Raw genomic sequence first — 10677 nt, 5'->3', positions numbered from 1 at the left:
CGAGTCGGTCTGACGACCGCTCCGCGCACAGACCGATGGCCGGGTCCCTCGAGGGACCCGGCCATCGGTCTGTGCGCGGAGCGTCAGCTCTTTCCGTCCCACTGGTAAGGGGGGTAGATGTACATGCAGTCCTTGTCGTTGCCGCGGAGGATCTCCGTGCCGTCCTTCGGCAGGTCGCCGGCCTCGACGGCCGGCTTCTTGTAGACCGTGCCCTCGCGCCAGTCGGAGCCGACGATCAGCGTGATGTCCTCGGCCTTCGTGTCGGCCCGGACGGCCGAGTCGGGCAGTCCGAGCGCCTTGGCCACGGACTGGGCGTTCGCCTTGCCCTGGTCGGCGTCGGCCTTGGGGTAGGTGACCACGGTGTCCTTGCGGTTTCCGCCCTCCTTGGAGGACTCGGCCTGCGTGAAGCCCTTGCCCTGGAGGATCTCGGCGACCGCGCCCGCGCGGCCCTCGACGGCGGGCTCGGCGTCGCTGCCGGTGCCGTTGACGACCGTCACGGCGAGCGAACCGGGCGCCTCGGCGGTGGCTTTCGGCTTGGCCGGAGCGGTCGGCTTCTTGGTACCGGCCGGATCGCCGTTCTTGTCGAAGGCGACGTCGTCGCGGAGCATCCGGAAGATCTTCTCGGCCGACTGCTCGACGAGGACGTTCTTGTTCGTGTCCTGCGACCACTGGGCCGTCGGGATGTTCGCCGTGGTGAGGCGGTCCAGCTTCACGTTCTTGAGCTGCATCGACAGGTCGAAGAGCTTCTTGACCGTGTCGAGGTCCTGGGAGACCTGGAGGGCGTTGGTGGCGGTTTCGGCCAGGCTCATGAGGCGGCCGGTGTCGGTCCAGGCGTTCTGGTTCTGGAGCTTCTCGAACATGCCGTTCATGTACATGCGCTGGGCCTTGGCCCGGTTCTGGTCGCTGCCGAAGGCGTGCCGGGTGCGCAGCCACTGGAGCGCCTGCTTGCCCTTGACCTCGTGCGTCCCTTCGGGCAGCTTCAGACCGGAGCCACCGGGCTGCAGCCGTGTCGGGTGGTCGCTGACGCCGGTCTTCACACAGACCGGGACGCCGCCGACCGCGTCGGCCATGGCCACCACGCCCGCGAAGTCGACCATGATCCAGTGGTCGATGTAGACCCCGGTGAGGCTTTCCCAGGTGGTGAGCGTGCAGCCGGGACCGCCGCGCCCCAGCGTCTCGTTGATCGGCTGGTTGGTGGTGGACGGGAAGGTCTCGCTGCCGTCCTCGGACTTGCACTCGGGGATGCGCACGATCGTGTCGCGCGGGATGGAGACGACCGAGGCGTTCTTGCGGTCCGCGGAGACGTGGAACAGCATCTGCACGTCGGCCAGGGGCTTGCTGTCCCGCAGGTTCTTTCCGCCGCCCAGCGCCACGTTCTTCGCGTCGGCCCGGCTGTCGGAGCCGATCAGGAGGATGTTCAGCGGGGTGTCGCCGAGCGCGTTGGGCGGGGTCTTCTTCACACCGCTGTCGCCGCCCGCCCGGTCACCGCTGCGGATGTTGCCGTTCAGGTGCTCGTAGTACAGGTATCCGGCGCCGGCCGTGCCGAGTATCAGGAGCGACAGGGTGATCGCCACCCAGCGCAGTGCCTTGCGCTTGCCGGTCTTCTTGGCGCGCCGACGTGCGGCGGCGCGGCCGCCCGCACCCGTACCGCCGCCCGTCCCCTTACCGCCACCGGCGTTCCCGCGCCGGCGCTCGGCACGGGTCGACGCGGGCGCGTCGGCCCCCGCCGCCTTCTCCTCGGGAGCGTCGCCCCCGGCGCCGGTGACCTCACCGGCGCCGTGCAGGTCGTCGTCCCAGCCCAGTTCACGGGCGCGCGGAACGCGGCCCCGCGTTCCCTCCCCACGCACGCTGTTCTGTCCCACCCCAGGTCCCCTCGTCAGTCAGGAGGGCGCCGTGTTCCGGTGTTTCCGGGTCACTTGGCGCACACCTGCTTGTCTGCTTCTACCTGACCCACGTCCGGCGCCTTCGTCGGAGCGGCCATGGAAATTCCTGCGCCCTTGAAGTCGGCGCCGAGGACGAGCGTCATGGGCTCGCGTTCCCCGGCGGCCTGTGTGCCCGGCTTGAGCGCCGCGGCGGACAGACCCATCATGTCCGCGAGCTTGCGGGCCTGATCGGCCTGGTTCGGTGCGTAGGTGAGCGTGGTCTTCGCCGCCTTCTCGGGGGCGTTGCTCTTGTTGGTGGAGCGGCTCACGCCCTGCTCGTTCTGCAGCCAGACGATGGTCGACTGGGCCGCGCCCTGGATGCCGCTGCCGTTGTAGACGTCGACGCGTACGTCGGCGGCCGCGGCGCGCGGTCCCTGGAGGAGCTTCGCCTGGGCCTGCGCCTTGGCGTCCTTGGCCTGCTTCTCCTTCTTCTTCACCTCGGTGAAGGAGACGTCGTTCTGGATCATCGAGAACACCTGAGGAGCCAGCGTCTGGTTGAGGACGACCGTCGCCCGCTTGGTGGGCGGCTCGTCGGGGTTGTCGACGACCGGAACGGTCGCGAAGGTGATGTTCTTCAGGTCGACCTTGCCGATCCCCTTGGCCAGGGTGGTCAGCTTCATGACGCTGTCTATCCCCTTGTCGACCGTGAGCGCCTCGGTGGCCGCGTTCGCGACCGCGAGGAGCTGCGACGGGCTGTCCAGGGTGTCTTCCTTGAGCTGCCGCATCATCGAGGCGAGGAACTGCTGCTGCATCTTGATGCGGTCCAGGTCGCTCTCGTTGCCGAGACCGTGGCGGTTGCGGAGGAACGCGAGAGCCGGCTCGCCCTGGAGGCGGTGTTCGCCCTCGGACAGGTTGAGCTTCGAGTACTTCTTGTCGTGGATGGGCTTCGTGAGACAGACCTTCACACCGCCGACCGCGGCGGACAGCGTCTTGACGGCGTTGAAGTCGACCATCATGAAGTGGTTGATCCCCAGGCCGGACATCTCCGTGATGGTGCGGATCGTGCAGCCCGGGTCGCGGCCGTTCACACCGAAGGACTCGTTGAACTTGGTCTTGCCGACCGAGCCGGGGATGACCTTCGTCGAGCCGTCGGGCTGCTTCGTGGGGCAGTCCGGGATCTTGGTCTTGAGGTCACGGGGGATGCTCAGGGCCGTCGCGTTGGTCCGGTCCTCGGAGATGTGGATGAGGAACGTCGTGTCGGCGTGGCCGGTGACGTTCGTCTTGTCCCCGTAGCTCTCGTTGCCCTCACCGGTACGGACGTCGTTGCCGATGATCAGGATGTTGAGCGGCCCGTCCATCGTCTCCGTCTTGACCGTGGCGTTGCCGACGTCGACCGAGCCGATGTTGCCGTCGAGCTTGTTGTAGAGCAGGTACGCGCCGGTCGCGCCGCCCACGAGGACGAACGCCATCGTGCCGCCGGTCCACAGCAGGACCTTCTTCTTGCGCGACGCGCCCTGCTTGCGCTTGCGGCGGCTCGCGGGCGGCTGCTGTCCGCCGCCGCCCGTCTCGGTGACCCGGCGACGGCGCTGGCCGGGCACGGGTGCCTCGACGGGGGCCTCGGTGGGCGACGGTACGGGAACGGTGGATCTACGGGACCTGGACGGGGTCTGCGGCTCTGATTGCCCAGCGGAGTGGTCCAGTCGCAGTTCGTAGTTGCCCGTCTGCGGGTTGAGTACCCACTGGTCGGCGGGGTCGATCTCGTCCGCCTGTCCACGGCTGTGCGCGTCCACGGTTACTCGAGTCCTCCGTCGGTGCCACGCGAGGCGCCTCCCCCACAGGGCGCCGCTCTCTCGGTCGTTCGATCCTTGGTGAATGCGACCACGCGGTCGGGTGCACCGGATCGCGTCACAGTATCCGCCCAGTTCAACGTGGGGCGACGCGCGTGACAAATTCCACGCCCCTTACAACCGGGCAATTTGCTCAAACCTCATCCGTCCCGGCCCTCCCCTTGGTGTGGCCTTTACTCAGCGTTCTCGGAAGCCCTTCGAGGCGCCCCGTTCACCCGACCCCCTCCGCCCGCACCCGCCGGCTCCCTCCGCCGGCCCGTCTAGGAACACACCCCTTCCGCCGCGTTCCGGCCCGTGAAGGTCGGGGTCACGGAGGGGGTCGGGGCGCCCGCGTCGTCGGGCTTCCCGTCGCCGCCGCCGTCCTGCCCGTCGTCGTCCTTCCCGCCGGGCGTCACCACGACGGGCCGGTCCTCCCGTAGCTGCTTGAAGAGTTGACTCGCCGCCGGCTGTACCAGTTCGTCCCGGTTCGCGTCATATCTGTAGGAGCGGCGCGGGACCGTGAGGAATTGCACCTTCTCGGTCGGTACCGACCGCATCGACCGCGCCAGGTCGTACAGGTCCCGCAGCGAGTCGAGCCCCGAGTCGGTCGTGATCGCCTTGGTGGCCGCGTCCAGGACCGGATAGAGCTTGGTCGGGTTCAGCAGCACCCCGTTGCTCTGCACCTTGTTGACCAGGGCGCCGAGGAACTGCTGCTGGCGGTCCATGCGTTCCGTGTCGCTGCCGTTGCCGATCGACTTCCGGGCGCGTACGAAGCCGAGCGCCTGCTCCCCGTGGAGCGTCTGGCGCCCCGCGGGCAGCTTCAGCTTCGCGTCGGAGTCGTCGACGGGCTCCTTCAGGCAGACCTCCACGCCGTCGACGGCGTCCACCATCTTCTTGAAGCCCTGGAAGTCGATCACCATGTGGTGGTCCACCCGGATCCCGGTCAGCTTCTCGACGGTACGGATCGTGCACGCCGTACCACCGAACTCGAAGGCCCAGTTGAACTGCGCGAACTGCTCGCGGGTCCGGGTCCCGTCGGCCTTGCGGCAGCTCGGGATCGTCACCATCAGGTCGCGGGGGAGGGAGACGGCGGTCGCGCTCGACTTCCCCGCCGACAGGTGCAGCAGGATCGTCGTGTCGGACCGCTGGGTCCCCTTGTCCCTGCCGTACTCGCGGTTGCCCGCGCCGGCACGCGTGTCCGAACCGATGAGCAGGATGTTCCGGGCGGCCGACACGACCGCGGCCGGGCGCTCCTTCTCGTACTTCCGGAGCTCATCGGCGGCGGTGGTGTCCGTGGTGATGTTGCCGTCGAGCTTCCGGTAGAACCACCAGCCGGCCCCGGCCCCGGCCAGCACCACGACCGAGACGCCGAGCGCCGTCCACCGCAGCCAGGGGTGCCGACGCGGCCCCGCCGGGGCGCCGGGCGCCGTGCCCTCCGCGGGAGGGGGGTCCCCGTCCGCCGGAGGGGGATCCGGTTCGGCGGGCGTGCCCGCGCGGTCCGTCACGTCTGAGTCCGTCCTTCATGGCGTCGGCGGCACGCCGGGCGGCCGCCGGTCGAAGAAGGAGACGGCCGAACCCGACACATGGTTGTACGGAAGGAATCGACTCCCCCCGGCCGATCATGTACCGGACGGCGTGCCGGGACCCGGGGACCCGGCGCGGTGTTGGGCCGAACGGGCGAGTCAGACGGCGGTGACCGTCACGCGCTCGCTCTCGACCCGCTTGGCGAGGGACTCCGGCGCCAGCCGGTCCAGGTTCCGGCAGAGGACCACGGAGCCGCCGGCCGCGAGGGGCGCGTACAGGCCTGCCGAGAGCCCCTTCCACTCCCCGTACCCGAGCCCGGAGAGCAGCCGGGCGCCGGGCGCGAGGCCGAGCTCCTCCGCGTCCGCGCGGGCCTGTTCGACAAGCTGTGCGCCGCTGCGTTCCGTACCGTCGACGACGAGCGCGGCGGCATCGGGATCGACCGGTACGAACGGGGCGAACCGGTCGCCCTGGCTCGGCGCCTCGACCGCGTAGTCCGCGTATCCGGCGGGCGCGGCCGGGAAGCGGCGGCCCAGCGGGGCCAGCGAGAGCGCGATCCGCTCCCCGGAGCAGGCGAGACCCGCGTCGAGCGTGTCCGGCCCCGCGACCACGAGGTCCGCGTCCGCCGGGTCGCCGCCGAGCTCCGCGGCCACCCCGACGGAGGAGCAGGCGAGCAGCCAGACGGCGGTCTGCCAGTGCGCGGGCAGCAGCAGCGCGAGCCGGTCGCCGGGCGCGGCGGACAGTTCGCCCTGGAGCAGGTTCGCCGTCTTGGCCACCCAATTGGCGAAGGTGGCGACGGACAATTCCACCCGCTCACCGGTGGCGTCGTCGTAGAAGGTGACCAAGGGGCGGGCGGGGTCCGCGGCGAGCGCGGATCGCAGCAGGTCGGCAGGGGTGCGGTCGCTGGCGTTCACGCCGGACAGCGTACGCGCGCGGCCGCATGGGGGTCCGCCGTACCGGTGACGCCGTCCACCGGTCGGCCTGACACGGCGCCGGCTTCCGGGCCCGATCCCGGCGCGCGGAACGGCCCCCTGGTACGCACGATCGGCCCATGCGTGCCTCACTCGCCTCCTCGATCGCCGTCACCTGCGCGGCGATTCTCGCCCTGCCGGTCTCCCTCGCCGCGCCCGCGGCGGCCGAGGTGCCTCCGGCGCTCGGACTGCCACCGGCGCTCTCCGCACAGCCACCCGCGCCCGAACCCGAACTCCCCGGCGCCACCCAGTCCCTGCCGCTGGCGCCGCTCGGCGGTGACACCGACCGGGCCCTGGGCGGCGGGACGGACGCGCGGGGGCTCACCCGACGCGACGTCAGGCCCTTCTCCCTCGTCGGCGTCGTGTGGGACGACCCGGCCGCCGCCCTGCACGGCACCGTGCAGGTCCGCACCCGGGCCACCGGCGGCAACACCTGGTCGGAGTGGCAGGACGTGGAGACCCACAACGACGAGCACGGCGCCGACCCGGACACCGCCGAGGGCGCCGGGCGGGCGCTCAAGGGCTCCACGGCCCCGCTGTGGGTGGGCGACTCGGACGGCGTGGAGATCCGTGTACGGGGGGAGGAACCGCTCCCCGAGGGTCTGCGCCTGGAACTGGTCGACCCGGGCGAGGACCCGGTGACGCCCCCACCCGACCCCTACTCCGCCCCCGACCCCCGCTCCGACGCCGCTCCGCACCCCGCGTCCGCCCCCGATCTCGCTGCCGCGCCCGCTCCCGCGACCCGGATCGCGGCGGTGTCGATCCCGCTGGCCGGCCTGAACGTCGCGGAGGCGGCGGTCGGCGCGGTCAACGCCCGGCTCGCCGCGTACGGGTCGACCTGGATCCCGGCCCTGTCGAAGGCGGCGACGGAGATCGCATTCCCGTACCTTCCGTACCTCCCGTACCTGCCCAGCGCGCAGGAGGCCCAGGTCGAAGCACCGGCGGCCCAGGCCGAGGCCTCCGAGGCGCAGGCTCCGGCGGCCGAGGCCCCCGTCCGTCCGGCTGCCGCCCCGGCCAAGCCGTACATCGGCCCCCGCCCCACGATCATCACGCGCAAGGGCTGGGGCGCCGACGAGAAGATCCGGGAGAAGGGCTTCGTCTACACGAAGAGCATCAAGGCGGCCTTCGTCCACCACAGCGCGACCGGCAACAACTACACCTGCCGCCAGGCGCCCTCCGTCCTGCGCAGTATCTACCGCTACCACGTCAAGAGCAGCGGATGGCGAGACTTCGGCTACAACTTCGCCGTCGACAAGTGCGGAAACATCTACGAAGGACGTGCGGGCGGCGTGGCCAAGCCCGTCCTCGGCGCGCACACCCTCGGTTTCAACACCAACAGCATGGGCATCGCGGTCCTCGGCACCTTCAGCAAGAGCGCCCCGCCGGCCGCCGCGGTGACCGCCGTCGCCCGTCTGACGGCCTGGAAGCTCGGGTTGCACGGGGTGAACCCGAAGGGAACGTCGTACCTCGTCTCAGGAGGCGGAAACCTGTACAAGAAGGGCAGCAAGGTCCGGTTCAACGCCATTGCGGGGCATCGGGACGGATTCGCGACGGAGTGCCCAGGAGTGCACCTGTACGGCAAGCTCGGAACGGCCCGTGTGAGCTCCGCGAAGTACCAGGGAAGGCGCTGATGGGGTCATCGGGGCAACCATCTGCCTAAACTGACCGGTCATATCGCACGGACGACCGAGACGGGCGAGCCGACCGGCCCCGAACAGGAAGCAGAGACGACAAGGTGACAGAAGCGATCCTCCTGGTCGGTGGCAAGGGAACACGGCTGCGACCGCTCACGGTCAACACGCCCAAACCCATGGTCCCGGCAGCGGGCGTCCCCTTCCTGACGCACCAGCTGGCCCGCGCCCGCGCCGCCGGCGTCGAGCACATCGTGCTCGCCACCTCCTACCTGGCCGAGGTCTTCGAACCGCACTTCGGAGACGGTTCCGCGCTCGGCCTGAGCCTGGAGTACGTCACCGAGGAGGAGCCGCTCGGCACCGGCGGCGCGATACGCAACGTGGCCTCCCGGCTGCGTTCAGGACCCGATGACCCGGTCCTCATCTTCAACGGGGACATCCTCACGGGACTCGACATCGGGGCCCTCGTCGCCACCCACTCCTCCTCGGGCGCGGACGTCTCGCTCCACCTCACCAGGGTCGAGGACCCGAGAGCCTTCGGCCTGGTCCCGACGGACGCGACGGGCCGGGTCACCGCCTTCCTGGAGAAGCCGCAGACCCCCGAGGAAATCGTCACCGACCAGATCAACGCGGGCGCGTACGTGTTCCGGCGCTCGGTCATCGACACCATTCCCACGGGCCGCCCGGTCTCGGTCGAACGGGAGACCTTCCCGGAGCTCCTGTCCTCCGGAGCGCACCTCCAGGGCATGGTCGACTCGACGTACTGGCTGGACCTCGGCACTCCGCAGGCCTTCGTCCGCGGCTCCGCCGACCTGGTCCTGGGCCGCGCGCCGTCCCCGGCCGTTCCCGGCCGCTGCGGCGACCGCCTGGTCCTGCCGACGGCCCGCGTCGCCCCCGACGCCAAGCTGACCGGCGGCACGGTCGTCGGCGCCGACGCGGTGGTCGGCGAGGGCGCCCGCATCACGGGCTCCACGCTCCTGACGGGCGCGGTCGTCGAACCGGGCGCGGTGATCACCGACTCCCTCATAGGCGCGGGCGCCCGCATCGGCGCCCGTACGGTCCTCACGGGCGCGGTCATCGGCGACGGGGCCCACGTGGGCCCCGACAACGAACTCCGCGACGGCGTCCGCGTCTGGTGCGACGCCACCCTCCCGGCAGCAACGGTCCGCTTCTCCTCGGACCAGTAGTCCCAGGCCCACCGCTGGGCGCGTGCCCGCCCGTCCGTCCCGTTGCGGGCATACGTTCCGCAGGGGCGGTGGGGGTCCCCCTGCTCGAGCGAAGCCGAGAGCTTGGGGGAGGGTGGGCACAACGACCCCGAGGGCGGCGCCCGTCCCCCTGCTCGTTCACCCGTAGGACCTGGGACGGCCCGTACAGCCCCCGCAGGAAACCGTGTGCACCCCGTAGTGTCATAGCCATGGCCGGCCGCTTCACACCCCCCACCAACCCCACCCGCACCACCGTGCGCGGCGGCCACATCCCCGTTCCCGGGACGGAGACCGTCGACCTCGGCCTCACCCTCGGCCCCCTCCGCCGCGGCCCCGCCGACCCCACCTTCCGGGCCACCCCGGACGGCTCGTTCTGGCGGGTCAGCCGCACCCCCGACGGTCCGGGAACCCTCCGGATCCGCGTCCGCGAGGGACGGCCCGCGGCCGAGGCCTGGGGCCCGGGAGCGACCTGGCTCCTGGACCGCCTCCCCGCGCTGCTCGGCGCCGAGGACGATCCGGCCGCCTTCGTCCCCCGCCACAAGCTGCTCCTGGCGACCCACCGCCGCCGCCCCGGCCTCCGCCTCACCCGCACCGGCCTGGTCCTGGAGTCGCTGATCCCGTCGGTCCTGGAGCAGAAGGTCACGACGCACGAGGCGTACGGCGCCTGGCGCGTCCTCGTACGGAAGTACGGCGACCCCGCCCCCGGCCCCGCTCCCGACGGCATGTACGCGATGCCCGACGCCCGCACCTGGACGCGGATCCCCTCCTGGGAGTGGCACCGCGCGAACGTCGACGGCAAGCGCTCGGCCACGATCGTCCGCGCCGCCCGGGTGGCGGCCCGTCTGGAGGAGGCCGCGCACATGGACCCGCCGGCGGCCCGCGAGCGCCTGGAACTGGTCCCCGGCATCGGCCCCTGGACGAGCGCCGAGACGGTCCAGCGCAGCAACGGCGCCCCCGACGAGGTCACCACCGGCGACCTCCACCTCCCCGGGATCGTCGGCTGGGCCCTCGCGGGCGACCGCACGGCCGACGACGAGGCGATGCTGGAGCTCCTGGCCCCGTACGCGGGCCAGCGTCATCGCGCGGCCCGTCTGATCCTCCTCAGCGGCCGCGTCCCGCCCCGCAGGGCGCCCCGGAGGACCCCCGGCGACATCAGGGCGATCTGACCCCGCCTGCCAATCCACGGCCCCGGGGATCGCTCGGCGCACCCCGACGAACCGGCGGGCCTCTCAGCGCACCTCCACGAACCGGCGGACCTCTCAGAGGGCGTTTGATCTAGGCGGATTGCCGCTTATACCCTAGTAGGTTCCTCGCCAGGTTGGTGTGGTCTCGTCCGTTATGCGCTTGGCGAGGTTGTCGATCGAGGCGATGTGGATCATGGCTTCGGAGCTGGTGGTGAGGGTCTCGTAGTCGCGGGCCAGGCGGCGGTGCATCATGATCCAGCCGATGCTTCGCTCGACCACCCAGCGTCTTTTCACGACGTGGAAGCCGCGTTTTTCGGGGTTGCGGTTGACGACTTCGATGTCGATTCCGAGGTGGGCGCCGTGCTCGATGACGGTGTTCTTAAAGCCGGTGTCGACCCAGCTTTTCGCAAGGGTCGGGTAGGTGGCTTTCGCCTGGTTGAGGAGGCGTATCCCCATGGCGTTCTCGGAGAGGCCGGC

8 protein-coding genes are annotated in these 10677 nt (G+C 71.0%); 3 read left to right on the top strand and 5 right to left on the bottom strand.

What is annotated here, in order from left to right; translation table 11 throughout:
• Window positions 1-83: 83 nt before the first annotated feature.
• The 4 genes from ACFWUY_RS39330 to ACFWUY_RS39315 form a co-directional block, all read right to left on the bottom strand.
• Entirely contained in the window at window positions 84-1862 is a 1779-nt protein-coding gene (locus ACFWUY_RS39330) for an LCP family protein (RefSeq protein ID WP_384121405.1), read from the bottom strand.
• Window positions 1863-1912: 50 nt separating this feature from the next.
• A complete protein-coding gene (locus ACFWUY_RS39325) occupies window positions 1913-3652 on the bottom strand; it encodes an LCP family protein (RefSeq protein WP_384121403.1) in 1740 nt (579 codons plus the stop codon).
• A 317-nt stretch (window positions 3653-3969) separates the two neighbouring features.
• A complete protein-coding gene (locus ACFWUY_RS39320) occupies window positions 3970-5193 on the bottom strand; it encodes an LCP family protein (RefSeq protein ID WP_384121400.1) in 1224 nt (407 codons plus the stop codon).
• Window positions 5194-5370: 177 nt separating this feature from the next.
• Window positions 5371-6123, bottom strand: coding sequence for a TIGR03089 family protein (locus ACFWUY_RS39315; protein WP_384121396.1), 753 nt, complete (start codon window positions 6121-6123; stop codon window positions 5371-5373).
• Window positions 6124-6260: 137 nt separating this feature from the next.
• On the opposite strand from ACFWUY_RS39315, the gene ACFWUY_RS39310 reads away from it, so the two are divergent.
• The 3 genes from ACFWUY_RS39310 (at window position 6261) to ACFWUY_RS39300 (ending at window position 10182) form a co-directional block, all read left to right on the top strand.
• The gene (locus ACFWUY_RS39310; RefSeq protein WP_384121393.1) at window positions 6261-7811 is read left to right on the top strand and encodes a peptidoglycan recognition protein; all 1551 of its coding nucleotides are present in this window, start codon (window positions 6261-6263) and stop codon (window positions 7809-7811) included.
• Between the two features lie 104 nt (window positions 7812-7915).
• A complete protein-coding gene (locus tag ACFWUY_RS39305; protein WP_384121391.1) occupies window positions 7916-8998 on the top strand; it encodes a sugar phosphate nucleotidyltransferase in 1083 nt (360 codons plus the stop codon).
• 227 nt (window positions 8999-9225) lie between these two features.
• Window positions 9226-10182, top strand: coding sequence for a DNA-3-methyladenine glycosylase family protein (locus ACFWUY_RS39300; protein WP_384121389.1), 957 nt, complete (start codon window positions 9226-9228; stop codon window positions 10180-10182).
• A 132-nt stretch (window positions 10183-10314) separates the two neighbouring features.
• Here ACFWUY_RS39300 and ACFWUY_RS39295 read toward each other — a convergent pair.
• Window positions 10315-10677, bottom strand: a 363-nt coding sequence (locus ACFWUY_RS39295; protein ID WP_384121386.1) for a transposase, incomplete at its 5' end; no start/stop codon positions are given.

The organism is Streptomyces sp. NPDC058664 (assembly GCF_042716635.1).
Lineage (GTDB): Bacteria > Actinomycetota > Actinomycetes > Streptomycetales > Streptomycetaceae > Streptomyces.
The sequence above is the reverse complement of the archived record's forward strand: the minus strand, read 5'-3'. Positions and strand labels throughout refer to the sequence as shown.

What these genes read in the sequence shown, in the direction of transcription:
- ACFWUY_RS39310 (WP_384121393.1), top strand. Translation starts at nt 6,261, where the DNA reads ATGCGTGCCTCACTCGCCTCCTCGATCGCCGTCACCTGCGCGGCGATT.
- ACFWUY_RS39300 (WP_384121389.1), top strand. Translation starts at nt 9,226, where the DNA reads ATGGCCGGCCGCTTCACACCCCCCACCAACCCCACCCGCACCACCGTG.